This window comes from Prosthecobacter sp. (assembly GCF_044378005.1).
Classification (GTDB): Bacteria; Verrucomicrobiota; Verrucomicrobiia; order Verrucomicrobiales; family Verrucomicrobiaceae; genus Prosthecobacter.
Genome location: NZ_JBILYB010000042.1, coordinates 1 through 19,114, shown reverse-complemented (window position 1 = coordinate 19,114; position 19,114 = coordinate 1). Strand labels below are relative to the sequence as shown.

The following is a 19,114-nucleotide window of genomic DNA, read 5'->3' as shown; positions in this document are numbered from 1 at the left end:
CATTCATTGCAGGTAGATGAACTCTTTGAGGTTGATGAGGCTCTGCGCGAGGCTAGTCCAAGCCTGGACTTTCGGATCATCGTCATTGGTGCTGTTGCGAGCCGATTCGATGGATTGGGTGAGCTGGTCTCTTTGCCCCTGGAGAATAGCGAGTTGCTGGCGCTGTGCATCGGTGAGCGTGGCGAGGATGTCAGTCTCGCTGAGGGTGCTGAATTCGACGCGGGAGGTTTGGGCGATTTCATCGGCGGTGAGCGAGCGGTCGTAGAGGCGGGCGCGGTAGATGCGACCGCTGAGGCCTTTGTTGCCAGCCGGGTTGCCATGGCGGCAGCCAAGAAGCACCTGGCTCTTTCCGGGCTCGAAGAACGCACCGGGAGCCTTGCGGTAAGTGCGGCCATACGGCTTGCCATCGCGATAGCCGGTGATGGTGCCATCGGCTTGATACACGACGGCGACATGCACGGGGCGCGTAGCTGCTTCGGTCTCAGGCGGGCCTTCGAAGAGTTCACTGCGATTGAAATGATCGCTGCCAGCGACCCAGTGCGCGGGTGTTTTTTCGGCGAAGACGAGCGAATCAAACACGCCACCATCGCGCTCCTGCACGGTGATCACTCCACCGCCGCGCTGGGTGAGGTTGTCGAGCATGACCCAGGCTTCGAGGGTCTTGGTGGTGAGCTTTTTCGGCAAGGCACCGCTTTCGGCCATGGATTTGCCATCGAGAACCAACGCGCCGTTTTCGATGCGGGCGGAACCGGTGAAGGTGAGCGAGAGCTTGCCCTTCGTGTCACTGGAATCCTTGTCGAAGGTCCATTCGGCGAGGGGAGATGGAGCGGATAGGACCGGCGGAGTCAAAGGCTGGCCAGCGAGGAGTTTGTTGCGCGCAGGATCGAGAATCGCGGCGATTTGACCATTTAATGCTGAGATCTGCTTTTCTTGTTCGGCGAGCTTTTGCGCCTGGTCGGTGCTTTCGGTCTGAAGCGCGGTCAGATAGGCGAGGCTTTGTTTCACCTCGTCATCGGTGGCATCACGCGAGAATGCCTCACGGAACATCTGACGAATGAGGAGGTCGTCGGGACGGTTCTTGGCATCGTTGATCGTGCGCATTGCCCAACCGCGTGACCAGTCGATGACACGCGTGTCATTGAGCAGCGCTAGAGACTGCGCGGGGACGTTGGTGACATCGCGCTTGCCACGCGTGCTGAAGGGCACGGGAGCGTCGAAGGTGGTGAGGAAGGGGTTCAGGGAATTGCGGATGACTTTGATGTAGATGCTGCGTCGTGGATCACCCGCGTCGGCGGACTCGCCGAAGGGAGTGGGGGCGAATTTGCCGGAAAGTGTGACGATGGAGTCGCGGATGGCCTCAGCTTCCAGGCGGCGGATGCTCCAATGGCTGAGGAGTTTGTTCTCCGGGTCTTTGGCGTTGCTGCCTGCGGCGCGTTGGAAGGTCTTGGAGAGCAAGATGTCACGCAGCAGACTCTTGATGCTGCCGCCGGAGGCGATGAAGCGCTGCGCGAGGAAATCGAGCAGATCTGGATGCGTCGGCAGATCACCGAGTTTGCCGAAGTTATCGACGCTGGCGACGATGCCACGTCCGAAGACGTGATGCCACACGCGATTGACGATGACGCGGGCGGTGAGCGGGTTGCGCTGCATGTCGGCCATGTGCTCGGCGAGTTCGAGGCGACCGCTGGACTTCGTGTTGAAGGGCGTGGGATCGAGCGCGTCGAGGAAACGGCGTGGAACGAGTTCAGCGGGCTGTTTGTGCTCGCCACGGACAAAGAGCGGCGCGTCTTTGGCATCGGCCTCGATGATGCCTGGGACACGCGTGGGCATGGGGAGCTTGGATTCGAGATCGCGATAGCGTTTCACGAGCGCGGCGGCCTCGGGCATGTCGGCGAGGTTGTTCGCCAGTTTTCCGGTTTGCAGGAGCTGGTCGAGCGCTTCCGCGTGCTCGTCGCTGAGCGTGCCGCTTTGCCACGCGCGGATCGTTTCCGGCACGGAGAAGACCAGACGCTCCTCGGTGGATGGCGGGGGATTTTTGTCCTTGGTGATGGCCACATCCGTGAGGCCAAACCACGAGCGCGAGTCCTTGCCATACTCCGCTGGCATGTCGGCGGAGGTCGTCACCTGGATGAAGATTTCATCGCCTTTCCAGAATTCGAGATCGAGCGAGCGCCAGCCGAGCTTTTCTTCTTTGGCTTCCTTGAGTTCCACCGCCTTGTGAATGGTGCCAGTGCGCGGGTAATTTTGCACGACGTATTTGAACTTCACGCCGCCATTGCCCGCCAGACGAAACCACAGCGTGCCGCCCTCGCACTTGAAGCGGTTGGAGAAAAGCACGGCGCGTTCCTTCGTGCTGAGCACATCGCTGAAGTAGCCGGAAGGATGAATCCGTGACAGCAGTCGGTCGCCATCCAAGGCCACGGAGAATTCGCCAGCCTTGGTGAGTGAAACGCCGCTGGCATTCCATTGATAAGCCGAGAGACCAGGGCGCTTCGGATCAAAACGATCTGCTGAATTGCCCTTCGCAGTCTTCAGCCAATGCGCGGCCACCGCGTCTTTGATCTGCTGCTTGAGTTTCGCCAACTGCTCATGCTCGGCCTTGCCAGTGCCGGGAGCGTTCACATCGATCACGGCCGGATGCGTGCTCGTGAAGATGCCGTAGAGAGCGTAGAAGTCGGCCTGCGAGATGGCATCGAACTTGTGATTATGGCAGCGCGCGCAACTCACCGTGAGCGCTTGGAAGGCCTTGGTGACGGTATCGATCTGGTTGTCGGTGAACGTGACCATTTCATCGAGCGAATCGACCGGCGAGAAACCGTGCAGCACCATGCGAAGCTGCGCGATGCCGATGGCGCTTTCATTGATGCCATTCTTGAGGCGCGGCTTCGGCAGCAGATCGCCGGCGATGGCTTCTTTGACGAGTTGAGGATACGGAACGTCGTCGTTGAAGGCGCGGATGAGGTAGTCGCGGTAACGCCACGCGTAGGGGATGGGGGGATCGCCTTCGGAGCCGTAGCTCTCGGCGTAGCGCACCCAGTCCATGAAGTGACGGGCCCATTTTTCGCCGAAGGCGGGACTAGCGAGCAATTGATCGACAGTTTGATCACCGCTCGGTGGAAGGCCGGTGAGGACGTAACTCGTGCGACGACGCAGCGTCTGCCCATCGGCCTGTGGCGCGGCGGGAATGCCTTGTTTGACGAGATCGGCGTCGATGTAGTCGTCGATGGTCTTGTTCGCGGGCTGCTTCGAGATCGGTTGGAAGGCCCACCATTGCTTGCGACGTTCAAGAATGGTCTTCCAGTCGGTTTCTTTGGCGACTTGCTCCTTCGAAGGTGGCAAATCGCGTGGATCAGCTGCGCCGTCGCGAATCCAGCGTTCAAAGTCGGCGATGACCTTGTCGTCGAGCTTGGCGCCAGCTTTGGGCATCTTGAGATCTTCGTGCTCGTGCTTGATCGTTTGAATCAGCAACGAAGCCGCGGGATCGCCGGGTTTGATGACATCACCCGTTTCACCGCCGGATTGCCAGCCTGCGCGGGAGTCGAGCACGAGGCCGCCTTTCTGTTTCGTAGCCGCGCTGTGGCACTCGTAGCACTCCTGCGCGAGAATCGGGCGGATCTTCGACTCGAAGAACTCGATCTGCGCTGGCGTGGCGGCAGTGGATTGACCGCAAAAAGCCGTCAAAAGGAACAAAAAAGAAAACTGTTTCATGCCAGGAGCCTCCGGGTGATGTTTTCAGCGGCTTCGATGCACAGACGACCTGCTTTTTCGAATTGGTCGCGCTTCAGGCGGAAGGATGGGGACATGACGGTGATGGCGGCGACGGGGTAATGGTATTCGTCAAGGATGGCGGCGGCGACGCAGTGGATGCCTTCCAGCCCTTCGGCGATGTCGGTGGAGAAGCATCGTTTGCGAGTTTTGGCGAGATCGACCTCCAAGGCACTGCGCGTGGCAAGTGTGGTTGGTGTGTATTGTTTGAGCTTCGTGGCGGCGAAGAATTTCTCGAGTTCGGCAGGCGGGAGATGCGCGAGGACGGCTTTGCCTGGCGCACACGAATACATTGGCACTTGCAGGCCAACGGTACTGCTGACTTTGATCGGCTGCGAGGAGATGCATTGCTCCAGCACGGTCATTTTGTGATTCACGCTGGTGAGGAGCTGCGTGGTCTCGCCAGACTCATCGCGCAGCCATTTGAGGGATTCCAAGGCGCACACAACGAGGCTTTTCTCGCGCACTTGAGGGCGGGAGAGGTCGAAGAGCTTGTTGGTGAGAACGAAGCGTTTGTCGTCCTCGCGGCGCTGGAGGTAGCCGCGGTTGTGTAGTGTGCCAGTGATGCGGAAGACGGAGTTCACCGGCAAATCCAGCTCGCGGGCGATCTCGGTGAGGCTCAAGCCCGCACGGTGCTGGCCGAGAAGTTCGAGAATGGCGAGCGTGCGTTCGGTGCCGGGTGCGAGGGTGTCTTCAGATGGGGAGATGACTGCTTCTTTGATCATTCTAAATTTAGAAACGTTTCTGGATTTGGAATTCTTGCTTCCATGTGAGACACAGCCTAGAAAGGCTGTGCTACTATGAAATCCGTCATCGCTGTTCACCCTGGTCATTTGGAAATTCTCGACACGCCTGTGCCGAAGCCGGGGCCGTATCAGGCGCTGGTGAAGACGGAGTGCGCCTGCCTTTGCAACCGCACGGACAGTGAACTGCTACACGGGCGGTTCCCCGGCATGGAGGACAAGTTTCCTTTCGCGCTCGGACACGAGACCGTGGGGATCGTCACGACGGTCGGTGAGAAGGTGCGGAACTTTGCGGTGGGTGATCGAGCTGTCGGTGGACTGAGCTTTGACCTGCAAATGGAAGGCGTGGACTCGGGTTGGGGCGGCTTTGGTGAATACACACTGGCGAATGATCATGCGGCGATGGTCGAGGACGGTGTGGCGGATGGGGCGAATGGCTGGGTCGAGGTGTATGAGATCCAGACGAAGGTGGATGCGGATATCCCACCACAAGAAGCTGTGCTGCTATGTACCTGGCGCGAGGTGCTGGGTGCGTTTCGTGATTTTCATCTCCAGCCCGGCGATGATGTGCTGATCTTCGGCGCGGGCCCGGTGGGGCTGAGTTTTGTGAAGCTCGGGCGACTTTTCGGACTGCGCTGGATTGGCATCGTGGATCGCCATGCGGACAAGCGCGCGAAGGCGATCTCGTTCGGCGCGGATGCCGCGTTTGAGCCGGGACAGATCGAGACACCAGGCAAGCTGGATGCGGTGATCGATGCGGTTGGGAGTACGGACATTCTTCAGCAAGGCCTGCCGTTGCTGCGTCGTGGTGGATCACACTGCATCTATGGCGTGCTGACGCAGCCAGTGCTGCACCTCGACAAATCGAAGGGCGACTTCAATTTCAACGTGCTGGTGCATCAATGGCCGACACGGAAATACGAGCGCGAAAGCCAGCCGCAGCTTTGTCAGTGGATCCGTGAAGGAAAGCTGACATCGGCGGACTTTATCACGCATCGGTTCCCGCTCGCCGACATCCGCGAGGCCTTTGATGAAGTGGCCCGACGCGGCGTCATCAAGGCGCTAATCGAGTATCCGGCGTGATCAGTCACGCGCGATCCGCGATCGCGAGCACTGTCTGGAAGTGAGGGCTGCGGGTCTCGCGATGCACGATGCTGGTCTCCACTTTTTGGAAGCCAGCGTCGGAGAGCATCTCGTGGAGTTCGGCCTCGGAGAAGCCAAGCCAGACATCGGCATACAGCTCGCGTGCCTTTTCAAACTGATGCTTGAGGAGATCGAGGATGATGATGCGTCCGCCGGGCTTCAGCAGAGCAAAGGCGGCGCGCAGGGCCTGGGCGGGGCGTTGGGCGTGATGCAGCGCCTGGCTGAGAAAAACAAGATCGACACTGCCGGGCTCGATGGGTGGGTTCTCGATGTCACCAAGACGGAACTCAAGATTCGTGAAGCCGTGCTGTCTCGCGAGATCGGCTCCGTAGGTGACCATTGCCTCGCTGTTGTCCACGGCGATGACCTTCTTCGCGCGCTGGGCCAGTAGCTGGGAAAGCGTTCCCTCACCCGCGCCGAGATCAGCAATGACGAGGGGGGGCATGAGCTTCAGCAACATCTCGCCCATGCCTTTCCACGAGCGGCCAGGGATGTAGTGGCGGCCAAATTTGCCCGCGAGCGCATCGAAGTAAGCCTGCGCTGTTCGTTCGCGCTTTTGCAGCACGACTTTCAGCGCATGGGAGTCCTTTTTCACCTCACGGATTTCATCGCCTGCGGACTCCAGCAGGGCGAGGAAGTGCTGCCAGAACTCGGCCTGTTTCCGATCCGGTTCTTCGAGGCGATAGAGGCGGTTTTTACCCGAGCGGCGATCACTCACCAGCCCGGCAGCCTTGAGCTTGCTGAGCTGGGCAGAGATGTTCGACTGTGGTAGAGACAGGATCTCCTGAAGCTCGGCCACGCTGAGTTCCTCACGCTTCAGCAGCAACAACAGACGCACCCGCGTGGGGTCGGCGATCAGGCTGAGGGATTTGAGAAGAGAGGTCAATGCACCGGTATCGTATCAACGCATCGTGATACATCAATCCATAAGAACAGCCGCCACCGAGGCTCACGGCAGGGGCTTGGGTTTCTTTGCCTTTTTGGGCTTGTCCGCCGTTTTTGTGCGTGGGGAGAGATACTGATCAAAGACATCCCCCTGCCCTAGCGCGCGAGGATCGTTTTGACGTTTCAGCTCGGCCATAAGTTTGTCATGCAGAGCTTGGCGCTTCGGGGCGAAGGTTGGATCGGCGGCGAGGTTCTTCACGCAATCAGGGTCGCTGGAGATGTCGAAGAGCTGCTCCGTCGGGCGTTTGCCGAAGGCGTGCTGCCAGAAGGGATCGCTTTCGCCAGCGGCTTCGGCCCAGGCCTTCGTGGGGCTGGCGTCGGTGTCTTTAAAACCTGTGCCGGGATCGCCACAGGGCCAGCGATCTGCGGCGAAGTTGTGGACGTAGAGAAGTGAGCCTTCACGGATCGCACGCGCAGGATAGCCAAGCCCGGCAGGTGATCCTGGGCGGGTCAGCACGTCGTTGCGCTCGCGCCCGATGATGAGGAAGTCGCGCGGCTGCTTGGGCTCATTTTTCAGCAGATCCGTGAAGCTACGACCGGTGATGGGCGACATGCCGGCAGCGATTCCATCGATCCCGAGCAACTCCAGGAAAGTGGGCGCGAGGTCGATGAAACTGATGAAGTCCGCCACACGACGTCCGGGCTTGGCAATGCCATCTGCCCATGTCGCGATGAAGGGAATGTGATGCGCATCATCATAGGTGTGGCCTTTCACGCGGGGGAAAGGCATGCCGTGATCCGAAGTCACGATGATGAGTGTGTTCTTGGCCTCGCCACTGGCCTCAAGAGCGGCGATGAGCGATCCGACTTCAGCATCGTAGGTCTCCACCTCCACGGCGTAGTCCAGCATGTCTTTGCGCACGGTTTCATTGTCGGGCCAGTAGGCGGGCACATGCTGGATATCCGAGGGCTTCTTGCCTGCGGCAATGCCGGAGTCGAGCTTGTAGGCGCGATGCGGATTGGCACTGCCGAACCAATAAAAGAAGGGTTTCCCTGGTGTGCGCGTCTTCAGAAATTCCGTCAATGCACCGCCAGCCCGGGTGACACCCTTTTTGCCACTGCCAGGGAAGCCGAAGTCGCGAGGGCTGCCATCGGCGAGCTTCGCATCGCCAGGGCCCCAGGTCTTGCCCTCGCAGCCCACATTGATGCCCGCTTTCACGAGCACCTCGCTGAAGGCCATGAACTTGGAGGGAAAGTAGGGCTGGTGATTCGCCGCCTCTTCGAGCTGCCAGGGATTGCGCCCGGTGAGAATGGCGGCGCGTGAGGGCGCGCATTTCGAGGTGGGCGTGTAGGCATTGTCAAAGACGAGGCCGCTCTTCGCCAGCTTGTCGATGTTCGGCGTCTTCACCCAGGTGCAGCCGTAGGCTTCGCCAAAATGGCGCGAGGCATCATCGGCGATGATGAAGAGGATGTTCGGAGGCGTTGCACCAAAGACGGGAAGGCAGCAGGCAGCGAGTAGGACCAGGAGCTTATTCATGAGGCGCAGTGTAACGACGCTCGGCGCACCGCATTTCGCCGAAAACAGGGCGCCGTCACTTCTTCGGCATCATGCGGAGCCGTCCGAACTGCCGCAAATTCGTGCGCTGGTTCTTCTCTCCGGCCAGCCAGTCCTCATGGAGGAAGTTGCCGAAGTTCCCCTGCCCTTTCGCCTTCTCATCGAGATCCCCGATAGCGATGTTCAGCCCCATCACGACTTCCTGATCACTGGGAGCAAAGAACGTCCCGGGCTTCAGTTCTAGACAAGGATCAAAGGCGATGCTCCACTCGATGATGTAGCCTTTGCCATCCGTTTTTGGTTTGGCTACGGCCTGCATGGCACCGCTCTCGATCCACTTCCGGTAAGTGCTCCAGGCTTCAGGCTTTACTCTCGGCTCCCCTTCCAGCAAACCACCCGTGCCGATGCCCCCGAGGCGGGATTTGGTGAGGTTGCACACCATCTGCCAACTATGACCGCTGCCACTTGCGTTCTCGTCACCTTCCCACGTGTTCGCCGCATTGATGAGGATCTCCATCTCATCGCCGAACCACGGCCAGCCGAGCGGCGTGAGTTCGTGAGCCTGTGGATTTTTCTCCGGCAGCCAGCGGTCCGTGTCGATGCCGTAGAGCACATCGTCCGTGACATCGAAGGCAAACCACAGCCGCGAGTCGTCATACTTGACCCAGCCGCGGAGCGAGAGATCCGCCGGGCTCGTGGTCGGCGTGAATTGCGGTGTCCAGCCTTTCGTTCCCTCAAAGGAAGTCGCATCGGCCCATTCGTCTTTGCCAATGATGCCATCAAGCTTCGGCGACGAACCCTGTGGGGCAGAGAGCTCACTCGGCCACTCTCCAGCTATGAGCAGGCTCGCAGAACTCAGGAGAACAGCCAAAAGGGAGTATGGGGCGAGGTTCATCTGGCAGTCGTTTGTTTCTCAATCGGCTTCTTCAAAAATAACCTGATCACTCAGCCTGCCTGCACATGACGAGACTGACGCTTCGCGCCGCGCACGCTCGTTTTCGCTGAAAGCGAACGCCCACGCAGGTTCAGCGCTTCACGGCTTGGCGTGCGATGCCAGTCAGCCTCCAGCGTGCTCGCTGCCAGCTCCGCATCCACACCGGATTCTTGAACGAGGAAGTCGAACAACGCCTGCGCCACCACACCGAGCGCGATTTGATGCGTGCGCCGAAGCGTGGCATGCAGCCAGTCGCTGAAGCGGAGAAACTCGGCAAAGGGCGAAGCCTCATCGCGCCACAGCAGCTTCAGAGTGGTCGTGAAGTGGCCACTGTTCGCCACGATGTCCCAATAGCGCGCGAAGCGTCTCATGCGCTGCATGTCGGCAAAGGGGATGTCTCGCGTGGAAAGGATCTCGTAGGGCGGATGTGGCGCATAGATCATGCGATACTCATCATCGTGCCGAACGATGGGCGTGCCGCGCAGACGCTTGAGGATGCCGATTTGGATTTCCTGCGGCCCGAGGTGCACGAGGCGGTCAAAGCCGCGCCCGAAGCTCTCGATGCCTTCGCCGGGCAAACCGACGATGAGATCGGCGTGGATGTGGACGCCGGTTTCTTCTCGGAGGAAGCGAAAGTTGTCCGCGAGGCGGTCGAGGTTCTGCCGGCGGCTGATGTTTTTCGAGGTGGCATCATCAAAGGTCTGGATACCGACCTCAAACTGCACCGCACCGGCTGGGAACTGCCGGATGAGGCCACGCAACTGCTCGGGCAGGCGGTCCGGCACCATCTCAAAGTGCAAAAACAGCCCCTCACGCCAGCGGTCGAGGAAGAACTGCAAAATGGCCGTGCTCGTGGGCAGATGCAGATTGAAGGTGCGGTCCACAAACTTGAACTGCGTGGCTCCGCGATCCAACAGCCGCTGCATCGACGCCAAAAACGCCTCCGTGGCAAAGGCGCGGACGGGAATGTCGAGCGACGACAAACAGAACTCGCAGGTGAACGGGCAGCCACGCGAGGCCTCGACGTAGATGACACGGTTTTTGAGGTCTTCGTCCGTGTAGAGATCGTAGGGCGAGGCGATCTGGTTCAGCACCGGCAACTCGGCGGCGATGACCTTTGGAAATGACGAATTCCGAATGACGAATGACGAAGCACTGACCTCCTCCGCTCCAGTTTCGTCATTCGTCATTCGAGCTTCGTCATTCAACAACCCACGGCACACCTCCGCGAACTTCACATCCGCCTCGCCGGTGATCACGTGATCCGCCAGCGCGACGATCTCCTGCCCCTCGGTCTCATACGACACCTCCGGCCCGCCGAGGATCACGGCCAGCTCTGGCCTGATTCGTTTCAGCAAAGCCACCACCTCCGTCGTCTGCTCCACATTCCAAATATAGACCCCAAAGCCGACGATGAGTGGCTCTTTAGCAAGAATGGCCTCCACGATCTCCAGCGGCTGCTGATTGATCACAAACTCGGCCATGCAGGCGCGATCCCGCAGCTCACCGAGGTTCGCCATGAGGTAGCGAAGGCCGAAGGAGGCGTGGATGTATTTGGCGTTGAGCGAGGCGAGGACGATGTCCGGCATGAGCGGGGATAGTGGCGGCTTCTGCCGGGCGCGGCAAACGGCAGTTCCAAAGTGGTCCGCACAGTCCTCTGTGCGGTTTGGTGACGTGGAAACGCTTATGCCGCACAGAGGACTGTGCGGACCACACTACTTCTTCCCCTTGCCTTTGCCCTTCTTCGCATTGCCAGCGTTTGCTTCCATGAGATCGGGGAGCGGGAGGTAGTCCCAGTCTAGGATCATCTTTTCGGCGAGCGCGGCGCGGAGTTCGCGTTCGGTGGCGGCGAGTTCGGGTTGGCCACTGAGGTTGTTTAGCTCGGCGGGATCGGCTTCGAGGTCGTAGAGTTCATAAGCGGGGCGCGGCGTGGTGAAGTAGGTTTTCACCATGCCGGGCGGGAGTTTGCCAGCGGCGTTGGCCTCCTGCATTTGCTTCCATGCTGCTCCACCGGCGGAATCGACGGGCGAATACGGAATCCAAGGCGTGCAGTTGTAGATGAACTTGAAGCGATCACTGCGCACGGCGCGGGCGAGGTCGTAGCCAGCGTTCGTCATGTCGGCTTGCACGGGGGCGGAGCCGTGAGGGCCGCGCTCGACGAAGAGGTGCTTTCTCGGCGTGTGGGCTTCGCCTTTGAGCAGAGGGAGGAAACTCACACCGCTCATTTTGGAACCTGCTTCGAGTCCAGCGGCAGCTAGCAGCGTGGGCGCGAGATCTTCGGCGCTGATGAGGGCACGGGAATCGCCGCCGGGCTTCACGACGCCGGGCCAGCGGACGAGGAAAGGCACGTTCGAGCCGGGATCGTAAAGGGAGCCTTTGCCGTGGGGCATGGCCATGCCGTTGTCGCCGCAGAAGACGATGAGCGTGCTGTCCATGAGGTCGCGTTTTTTGAGCACCTCGAGCACGCCCGCGACGGTGCGGTCCACGCGATTCACCTCGGCGCAGTAGTCGGCGAGCTGCTCACGCACGCCAGGCAGATCCGGCCAATGCGCGGGCACTTTCAGCGAGGCGGGATCAGGGCGGAACTCGGCGGGGGCATTCCAGGCGTGATGCGGGTCGCTGAAGTTCGCCCACATGAAGAAGGGTTTATCATTCGGCTTCTTGTCGAGAAAGGCGGCGACTTGTCCGGCCACTTCGTTGTCCGAGCAGGTGTTTAGCGAGTCCACGCGGTCGATGAAGGTCTTCAATTGATGCTCTTGGAAGACTTTCGAGGCCGCCGCGCCGACTTTGGCCGAACCATCGAGATGGAAGCTGCGTCCGCACACGCCAGTGAAGTAGCCGCCTTTGTCGCGGAGCAGTTCCGGCAGCGTGATTTCATCCCGAGGCAGCGGCGCGGAGAAGCGCGTCATGCGGGCGGCCACGGGCGAGCGACCGGTCATGAGCGTGGCACGCGAGGGCACGCACTGCGGTGCGCCGGTGAAGAAGCGATGGAACTTCATGCCCTCGGCCGCGAGCTGATCAAGCGTGGGCGTTTTGACGTTCGGGCTGCCGTAGGTGCTGAGGAAGGGGTAGCTGTGGTCGTCGCTGAGGAGGAACAAGATGTTCGGGCGCTGCTCCGCAGCGAATGACGAAATCAGAAGGACGAATGACGAAAGGAAGATGAGAAGGCACTTCATGGTGGCGATGAAACGAAGGTAGGCGGCTGAGATTGCGGCGAATATCCCGGCGCTGACAAACGGGGGAAGCGTGCTTTGATTTCCGCATGGCCACTCCTCGATTCAACCGTCGCTCGTTCCTTCATTCTGCTCTCGCGGGTTCTGCGGCCTCTGGGCTGAATGCGGCTCCGGTCGGCGATGCGGCCCATTTTGACGAGCCAGCGCAGAAGCTGGCGCTCCAGGATGATGCGGATGTGATCGTCTGCGGTGCGGGACCTGCGGGGATCGCGGCGGCGATCACGGCGGCACGGGCGGGGGCCAGGACGCGGCTGTTTGAGGTTCACGGCTGCCTCGGCGGGGTGTGGACGGCGGGCCTGCTGACTTACATCTTTGATTTCGACAAGCCGGGCCTGACTCGTGAACTCACGAAGCGGCTGGATGAACGCGATGCACGCCGCAGCAAGAATCCGAGCCGCTTTGTCTATGAGCCGGAGGAGATGAAGGTGCTGCTGGAGGAGATGTGCGTGGAGGCGGGCGTGAAGTTTCAACTGCACACGCGTGTCGCTGCGGCGTTTCGCGAGGGCGGCAGGCTGCGCACTCTCGTGACGGAGTCGAAGGCGGGCCGTCAGGCCTGGCGTGCGCCTGTTTTCATCGACACGACGGGCGATGGCGATGTGGGGGCGCAGGCCGGATGCGGCTGGGATGTGGGTCAGGACAAGGAGTGCCCCTGCCAGCCGATGACGATGAATGCGCTGGCGGTGGTGAAGGATGCGAAAGCCCTCGCTGCCTTCACTTCCTTCAATGGCACGGATGAGTTCAACGGTCCCGGCGGGCATTTGACCTGTGTAGAGGCTTTCAAAGCGGAACTGAAGCGTGCAGGCATCGAGACCTCGTATGGTCATCCGACGATCTTTCCCGTGCGTGATGATCTGGTCATGCTGATGCTGAATCACGAATACGGCATCAAGCCGTGGGACGCCGCCGCGATCAGCGAGGCCACGGTGCGCTCCAGGGCGGAAGTTTTCCGCGTGATGCGGGCGCTCAGGAAGCTCGGCGGCGTGTGGGAGGGCCTTCAAATCGCTGCCACGGCGGAGCAGATCGGCGTTCGCGATGGTCGGCGCATCCATGGCCGCTACACGATGACGCGGCAGGATTTGATCGAAGGTGCGCGGCAAAAAGATGCCGTGGCTCGTGTGACCTTCGGAGTGGACATTCACGCGGACTCGAAGGAGACAAACGCGAAGAAGCCGATCAACAACGGCGACTTCAAAATGAAGCCTTATGACATCCCGCTGCGTGCGTTGATCGCCAAAGACGTGGACGGCCTCATGATGGCCGGGCGCTGCATCAGCGGCGATTTCATCTCTCACGCCAGCTACCGTGTCACGGGCAACTCAGTGGCCATGGGCGAGGCCGCAGGCGTCATCGCCGCACTCGCGGCCAAGTCAGGTCGCCTGCCCCATGAGGTCGAGTGGAGCGAAGGAGCCGCGAAACTGGCCGCGATGGGTCAGCGAGTGTGATGGGTCAGGCTTTCTTCTTCCCCTTGCCCTTCTTACCCGCTTTGGGCTGCTGTTTTGGGATCACTTTCTCCCAAGGTTCGACGTTGGCTCGCTTGGCATAGGCGTCATACATGGCGCTCATCTGCTTCACGCGCTCGGGCGCTTGCTTGCTGATGTCATGCTGCTCGGAGCGGTCTTGGGCGATGTTGTAGAGTTCCCAGGGCTTGGCGTGCTCGGCGACGAGTTTCCAGTCACCCATGCGCACGGCGCGATTGCCTTCGTGTTCCCAGTAGATGGCTTCGCGCTCGATTTGGCCGCCTTTAAAGAGCGGCGCGAGGCTGCGGCCTTCCATCGGCTTGACGTTGGCGGGATAGGTTGTTTTCGAGAGATCCACGGCGGTGGCCATGAGGTCGATGAGGTGACATGCAGTATGGCAAAGCGGACCGCCGGGTGCTTTTCGAGTAAAGAAGCCCGTTCGATTGCCGGTGTAATTCACATTAATCCCCGCTGGCCAATGCGCGATGAGCGGCGTGCTGATGCCGCCTTCGTGGGTCCAGTGCTTGTGCTTGCGGAAGGGTGTGTTCGAAACGGTGGCCCACGCGGCACCGTAGCCGAGGTAGGTGTCCGCTGGGCCTGCCATGACGCCTTTGCCCTGACGCACGGGAAAGCCGTCGCGGGTTTGTTTCGGCACCATGTCGGGCTGGAGGTAATCCTTGCTCAAAGGCGGCAGCGAAGGCGTCGCGGCACGCGGGTGGCCGATGCCGACGCTGCCGACGACCTCAGCGCAGCCGCCATTGTCCTGAAGGAAGCAGATGAGCGTGTTTTCAAACTGCCCGGCGTCCTTCAGCGTCTGCACGATGCGGCCGATGCCCTGGTCCATGCTGTCCACCATCGCGGCAAAGACCTCCATGCGCCGCTGCTCCCACTCGCCGAATTCCTTTTCGCCCAGATCGGGCGGCAACGGCCAGTTCGTCGTGCTGGCGGCGGTGATGACGCCTTCTTTGAGCATCTTTTCGTAGCGTGCCTTCCGCACGGCCTCATAACCAGCGGCGTAGCGGCCTTTGTATTTCGCGATGTCCTGGGTCTTCGCGTGCATGGGCCAGTGCGCGGCCGTGTAGGCCACGTAGAGGAAGAACGGCTTCGCTTTGTCATGTTCGCGAATGAAGCGCGAGGCGTGGTCGCTGATGGCGTCGGTGTAGTAGTAATCGTCCGCCGGATACTCAGGATCGGCGAAGGGTGAGATGTATTGGTTGTCGCGGGTGAGTGTGTTCGGATCAAAGAAGCTTCCTGCGCCGTGGATGGTGCCGTATAAGCGATCAAAGCCGCGCTGGAGCGGCCAGTTGAACTTTTCGGCCTCGCTCTTCGGCTTCGTCACGTTGGTGACGTGCCACTTGCCGACCGCATACGATTTGTAGCCCGCCGGTTTCAGCGCCTCGGCGATGGTGACGCAGTTCTTGTTCAAATTGCCGGTGTAGCCTTCCAGTTTGCGATCCTCCATCATGTGCCCGATGCCCGCCTGATGCGGATACAGCCCCGTGAGCAGCGCCGCTCGAGTTGGGCAGCAGCGGGCGGTGTTGTAGAACTGCGTGAAGCGAATGCCGCCCTTCGCCAATGCATCGAGATTGGGTGTCTCGATCTCGCCGCCATAGCAGCCGATGTCGGAGAAGCCCATGTCATCGCAGAGGATGTAGAGGATGTTCGGTGGAGCCGCGACGGAGGAGTTCAGGAGAACGAATGACGCAAGGAGGAAGAGGAGAGACTTCATGGATGGATGCTCGAATGGAGACGAAGGCGGAAGATTGAACTTTCCTCGCAATGCCACACGCAGCTATCTCGTTTGCACCCGCCATGATCCGTTCCCTTGCCTCACTCCTCCTTTTCTCCGGCCTGAGCCCTCTATTCTCAGCGGAGAAGCCCAACATCATCGTCATCATGGCCGATGACCTCGGTTACGGCGATGTGGGCTGCTACGGCGCGAAGGCGGTGAAGACGCCGAACATCGACCGGCTGGCTGCCGAGGGCCTGCGCTTCACCAGCGGCTACTGCAGCGCCTCCACCTGCACACCGACGCGTTTTTCGCTACTGACGGGGACGTATGCCTTTCGCCAAAAAGGCACCGGGGTGGCTCCGCCGAACGGCCCGGCACTGATCCAGCCGGGCACGGCGACGATGGCGTCGATTTTGAAAACGGCGGGCTATGCCACGGCGGTGATCGGTAAATGGCATCTCGGCCTGGGCGATCCAAAACCGGACTGGAATGGTGACTTGAAGCCCGGACCGCTGGAAATTGGCTTTGATCACTGCCTGCTGCTGCCCACGACCAACGACCGCGTGCCGCAGGTGTATGTGGAAGATCATCGCGTGAAGAATCTCGACCCGAAAGACCCGCTGTGGGTCGGTGACAAGGCACCGGATGAAAACCATCCCACCGGCATCACGCATCGCGACACGCTGCGCATGAACTGGACACATGGTCACAATCAGACGATCCACAACGGCATCGGCCGCATCGGCTTCTACACCGGCGGCAAAGCGGCCCGCTTCCGCGATGAAGACCTCGGCGATGCGTGGATCAACGAGACCAACCAATGGATCGAGGCGCACAAGGAGAAGCCCTTCTTCCTCTACTTCGCCAGCCACGACATCCATGTGCCACGCATGCCGCATGAGCGCTTCCAGGGCCAGACGCCGCTCGGATTTCGCGGCGATGCCATCGTGGAGTTCGACTGGAGCGTGGGGGAGATCCTGAAGACACTCGACCGGCTCAAGCTGGCCGAAAACACGCTGATCGTGCTCTGCTCCGACAACGGTCCCGTGCTCGATGACGGCTATGAAGATGGCGCGGTGGAGAAACTCGGCACTCACGAACCTGCGGGGCCTTTCAGCGGCGGCAAATACAGCGTCTTCGAAGGTGGCACCCGCACGCCCTTCATCGCGCGATGGGCCGGACGCATCAAACCGGGCGTTTCCGATGAAGTCGTCTGCACCGTCGATCTCGCCGCGAGTTTCGCCGCGCTCACCAGCACGCCGCTGGCTGAAAACGCCTGCCTCGACAGCCAAAACATCCTTCCCGCTCTCCTCGGCGAGCCCGGCGCGAAGGGCCGCGATCACCTGCTCCAGCAGGACAACAACGGTAACAACCTCGGCCTGCGCATGGGCGGGTGGAAGCTCGTGCGCATGAAGAACAAGGGCGCATCCAAAGCTGTGGTGACGAAGAAACAACGTGATGATTCTGGCGGCGTTCATCGCCTTTACCATCTGCCTGATGATCCTGCGGAACAGAAGGATGTGAGTGCGGAGCAGCCGCAGCGGCTGAAGGAGATGATCACGAAGATGGATGAAATCACCGCTGGCGGAAGAACGCGGAAGTAGCGTGCAAAGCAGCACAGCGTCGTGGAGTTTCCCGAAGCTCCCGTCTCACGAGCCCATTCCAAAACGCATCAGGCCGCCAAAGCCGCATGATCACAGCGGACAGCCGTCGCATCTTCGAGATCGACGGCTGGCTCGACCGGCACCTCCGCAAGCCGGACGAAGATCGCCCAAGGGTCACTGCGGGAGGTCCAGGGGCAGGCGGCGTGCTCTTGCAGATGCTGGTAGAGGCGGATGCAGCCGACGATGCCCCCCAGCTCCAAGGCATGCTGGAAGCCGGAACGATAGTCACCCAGCAGGGTGAATGCCTGATCGCCGAGCACCATCATCGTTTTATCCCAATTCATCTGGCCGGGCAGGTGCAGCCGGGACTTGGGGATGAAGTAGAAATAGAATTGCCCGGGCAGGACCATGAGCACTTGATTCACATCGCAGGGATTCGGAACGAAGCTGGAAGACGTATTCATGGGAGAGGCAGCAGAAGTGAGGGTGAGTCGCCACACCGCGCGGGATGCGCGGCGTCCTGCTCTCAAGAAATGTGGGCGATGGTTTTCCGGTCTCAGCGCAGCGATGTCTCTGCGAGCATGGCAGGCCAAAGCGCCGTTCCATCTCCCCGGAACGAAAGCCTGGAGTCACGAGATGCCTCGCCAGGGCGAGATCGGCCTGTACGGCAGCGTGCTTTTTCACATCATGAAGACCCCCGGCCTTCGCCTAGAGGACATCTTCATCGCCAGGCGCAAGGAAGTCTCCCGCATCGCCAAAGAAGCCTACCAGCATGAGCAGGAGCCCGCCGAGTATGTGAAGGTGGACAGCCCCTTCTACTTCCTGCCCGGTGCCACACCCGCAGCAGGCGTCGTCATCGCGCCCATGCAGATCCCTGCCGTGCCGATGCCCGCCCGCCCCGCCGTGCTATCACCCTCCACCTCCAGCAAGCCCGTCAGCCTCAGCGCCGGTGACCGCGAGCGCCTCATCGAAGCCCAGACAGAGCTCGCCAGTGTCGAGGCAAAGATCGTCTTCGAGCAAAAGCGCTGGAAGGACAACAACGAGATCATCAGCAAGCTCACCAACAAATGGCGTGTCCCCGTGCAACAGGGCTCCAACAATCATCGCATCTGCGTCCAGGCCGGCCTGGATATGGATGATGCTGCCGTCAAAGCCCCCGTCCTGCTCGCCCGCAAAAAAGAACTCGAAGCCCTCATCGACGCCATCAAATCCACCCCATCTTCAGAGCCGCAGTCTTCGCCACCCTCGGAAGAAACGAAGCCTGAAAACTGACAACCAAGGTCAGAAGAATGGGAACCGCCGAATGAAAGGCAGGCAGATCAACGATCTCAAAACATCGGCTGCCATTCCTGATTGATCAGGTGCTTCAGGGCTTGGGGAAATGCAGATGCTTGCCTTGTTTGCCGGCCTTGTGGGCTTCGTGCGTGTCTTGCGGGATGCCTGGATCGCCTTGGGCGGTGAGCCATTGATCGAGGGCGGCGCTGAGCTTGGCCTTGATGGCGGCGTGCTCGGGTTTGCTGGCGAGGTTCGTCATCTCGGCGGGATCATCCGCAGTGTGGTAGAGCTGTTCGGCGGGGCGGTGAATGTAGCGCTTCACGAGCTCGTAGGTGTGCGGGTTGTCGAGCGCGGTGGCCATCCAGCTCGACCAATAGGGATTATGCGCAGCACTGCCGCCGAGCAGGCCCATGAGATGCTTCTCGATGAAGATTTCGTCGGGCGTGAGGTTACGGATGTAGCGCCACTCGCCGTCGGTGATGCTGCGGATGGGATACGCGGGGCCTTCGGGGATGTTGTTGTGCGCGGCGTAGGCGTAGTCGCGATGCGTGTCTTTTTCTCCGCGTAGGACAGCGGCAAAGCTGGTGCCGTCAAAGCTGTGCGCGGTCTTCGCTCCAGCGATGTCGAGCAGCGTCGGGGTGACATCGGCGTATTGCACGAGCGCGCTCGTGCGTTTGCCTGCGGTGACTTTTCCGGGCCAGCGGGCGATGAGCGTGGTGTGCAGGCCAGTGTCCCAGCAGGTCCATTTGTTGCCGGGGAACTGCGATCCCTGCTCGCTGGTAAATAGC

Annotated in this window: 14 protein-coding genes; 4 read left to right on the top strand and 10 right to left on the bottom strand. The window is 60.6% G+C overall.

All coding sequences use genetic code 11. From position 1 onward, the window contains the following. Positions 1-3: 3 nt before the first annotated feature. Together AC6FTP_RS10630 and AC6FTP_RS10625 are read right to left on the bottom strand one after the other, a co-directional pair. Complete coding sequence (locus AC6FTP_RS10630) at positions 4-3,708, bottom strand: DUF1553 domain-containing protein (RefSeq protein WP_497206893.1); 3,705 nt, start codon at positions 3,706-3,708, stop codon at positions 4-6. Continuing rightward, complete coding sequence (locus tag AC6FTP_RS10625) at positions 3,705-4,490, bottom strand: IclR family transcriptional regulator (RefSeq protein WP_497206892.1); 786 nt, start codon at positions 4,488-4,490, stop codon at positions 3,705-3,707. The genes AC6FTP_RS10630 and AC6FTP_RS10625 overlap by 4 nt, the downstream gene beginning before the upstream one ends. Positions 4,491-4,565: 75 nt before the next feature. Between AC6FTP_RS10625 and AC6FTP_RS10620 the strand changes: the two genes are divergently transcribed. Further along, positions 4,566-5,591, top strand: a complete 1,026-nt coding sequence (locus AC6FTP_RS10620) for a zinc-dependent alcohol dehydrogenase (RefSeq protein WP_497206891.1) — start codon at positions 4,566-4,568, stop codon at positions 5,589-5,591. Positions 5,592-5,595: 4 nt separating this feature from the next. On the opposite strand, the gene AC6FTP_RS10615 is transcribed toward AC6FTP_RS10620, so the two are convergent. From AC6FTP_RS10615 to AC6FTP_RS10595, 5 genes are all read right to left on the bottom strand, one after another. Further along, the gene (locus AC6FTP_RS10615) at positions 5,596-6,537 is read right to left on the bottom strand and encodes an ArsR/SmtB family transcription factor (RefSeq protein ID WP_497206890.1); all 942 of its coding nucleotides are present in this window, start codon (positions 6,535-6,537) and stop codon (positions 5,596-5,598) included. 63 nt (positions 6,538-6,600) lie between these two features. Then, on the bottom strand, positions 6,601-8,073 hold the full coding sequence (locus AC6FTP_RS10610; RefSeq protein WP_497206889.1) for a sulfatase family protein: 1,473 nt from the start codon (positions 8,071-8,073) through the stop codon (positions 6,601-6,603). 55 nt (positions 8,074-8,128) lie between these two features. Further along, on the bottom strand, positions 8,129-8,986 hold the full coding sequence (locus AC6FTP_RS10605; RefSeq protein WP_497206888.1) for a DOMON domain-containing protein: 858 nt from the start codon (positions 8,984-8,986) through the stop codon (positions 8,129-8,131). A 50-nt stretch (positions 8,987-9,036) separates the two neighbouring features. Further along, entirely contained in the window at positions 9,037-10,614 is a 1,578-nt protein-coding gene (locus AC6FTP_RS10600; protein ID WP_497206887.1) for a B12-binding domain-containing radical SAM protein, read from the bottom strand. Positions 10,615-10,740: 126 nt separating this feature from the next. Beyond that, positions 10,741-12,201 carry a sulfatase family protein gene (locus tag AC6FTP_RS10595; protein WP_497206886.1) on the bottom strand — a complete coding sequence of 487 codons (1,461 nt, stop codon included), beginning with the start codon at positions 12,199-12,201 and terminating at the stop codon, positions 10,741-10,743. An 86-nt stretch (positions 12,202-12,287) separates the two neighbouring features. On the opposite strand from AC6FTP_RS10595, the gene AC6FTP_RS10590 reads away from it, so the two are divergent. Beyond that, entirely contained in the window at positions 12,288-13,700 is a 1,413-nt protein-coding gene (locus AC6FTP_RS10590) for an FAD-dependent oxidoreductase (RefSeq protein WP_497206885.1), read from the top strand. A gap of 4 nt (positions 13,701-13,704) precedes the next feature. Here the strand turns inward: AC6FTP_RS10590 and AC6FTP_RS10585 are convergent, their stop codons facing one another. Continuing rightward, positions 13,705-15,444, bottom strand: a complete 1,740-nt coding sequence (locus AC6FTP_RS10585) for an arylsulfatase (protein ID WP_497206884.1) — start codon at positions 15,442-15,444, stop codon at positions 13,705-13,707. Positions 15,445-15,527: 83 nt separating this feature from the next. Between AC6FTP_RS10585 and AC6FTP_RS10580 the strand changes: the two genes are divergently transcribed. After that, positions 15,528-17,051 carry a sulfatase family protein gene (locus AC6FTP_RS10580; RefSeq protein ID WP_497206883.1) on the top strand — a complete coding sequence of 508 codons (1,524 nt, stop codon included), beginning with the start codon at positions 15,528-15,530 and terminating at the stop codon, positions 17,049-17,051. 68 nt (positions 17,052-17,119) lie between these two features. On the opposite strand, the gene AC6FTP_RS10575 is transcribed toward AC6FTP_RS10580, so the two are convergent. After that, complete coding sequence (locus AC6FTP_RS10575) at positions 17,120-17,515, bottom strand: hypothetical protein (RefSeq protein WP_497206882.1); 396 nt, start codon at positions 17,513-17,515, stop codon at positions 17,120-17,122. Between the two features lie 103 nt (positions 17,516-17,618). Between AC6FTP_RS10575 and AC6FTP_RS10570 the strand changes: the two genes are divergently transcribed. After that, on the top strand, positions 17,619-18,323 hold the full coding sequence (locus AC6FTP_RS10570) for a hypothetical protein (protein WP_497206881.1): 705 nt from the start codon (positions 17,619-17,621) through the stop codon (positions 18,321-18,323). Between the two features lie 94 nt (positions 18,324-18,417). On the opposite strand, the gene AC6FTP_RS10565 is transcribed toward AC6FTP_RS10570, so the two are convergent. Then, positions 18,418-19,114, bottom strand: a 697-nt coding sequence (locus AC6FTP_RS10565) for a sulfatase/phosphatase domain-containing protein (RefSeq protein ID WP_497206880.1), incomplete at its 5' end; no start/stop codon positions are given.

Coding starts and splice junctions, on each gene's coding strand:
- AC6FTP_RS10570 (WP_497206881.1), top strand. CDS start 17,619: ATGTCTCTGCGAGCATGGCAGGCCAAAGCGCCGTTCCATCTCCCCGGA.
- AC6FTP_RS10600 (WP_497206887.1), bottom strand. CDS start 10,614: ATGCCGGACATCGTCCTCGCCTCGCTCAACGCCAAATACATCCACGCC.
- AC6FTP_RS10575 (WP_497206882.1), bottom strand. CDS start 17,515: ATGAATACGTCTTCCAGCTTCGTTCCGAATCCCTGCGATGTGAATCAA.
- AC6FTP_RS10585 (WP_497206884.1), bottom strand. CDS start 15,444: ATGAAGTCTCTCCTCTTCCTCCTTGCGTCATTCGTTCTCCTGAACTCC.
- AC6FTP_RS10625 (WP_497206892.1), bottom strand. CDS start 4,490: ATGATCAAAGAAGCAGTCATCTCCCCATCTGAAGACACCCTCGCACCC.
- AC6FTP_RS10580 (WP_497206883.1), top strand. CDS start 15,528: ATGATCCGTTCCCTTGCCTCACTCCTCCTTTTCTCCGGCCTGAGCCCT.
- AC6FTP_RS10610 (WP_497206889.1), bottom strand. CDS start 8,073: ATGAATAAGCTCCTGGTCCTACTCGCTGCCTGCTGCCTTCCCGTCTTT.
- AC6FTP_RS10620 (WP_497206891.1), top strand. CDS start 4,566: ATGAAATCCGTCATCGCTGTTCACCCTGGTCATTTGGAAATTCTCGAC.
- AC6FTP_RS10630 (WP_497206893.1), bottom strand. CDS start 3,708: ATGAAACAGTTTTCTTTTTTGTTCCTTTTGACGGCTTTTTGCGGTCAA.
- AC6FTP_RS10605 (WP_497206888.1), bottom strand. CDS start 8,986: ATGAACCTCGCCCCATACTCCCTTTTGGCTGTTCTCCTGAGTTCTGCG.
- AC6FTP_RS10590 (WP_497206885.1), top strand. CDS start 12,288: ATGGCCACTCCTCGATTCAACCGTCGCTCGTTCCTTCATTCTGCTCTC.
- AC6FTP_RS10595 (WP_497206886.1), bottom strand. CDS start 12,201: ATGAAGTGCCTTCTCATCTTCCTTTCGTCATTCGTCCTTCTGATTTCG.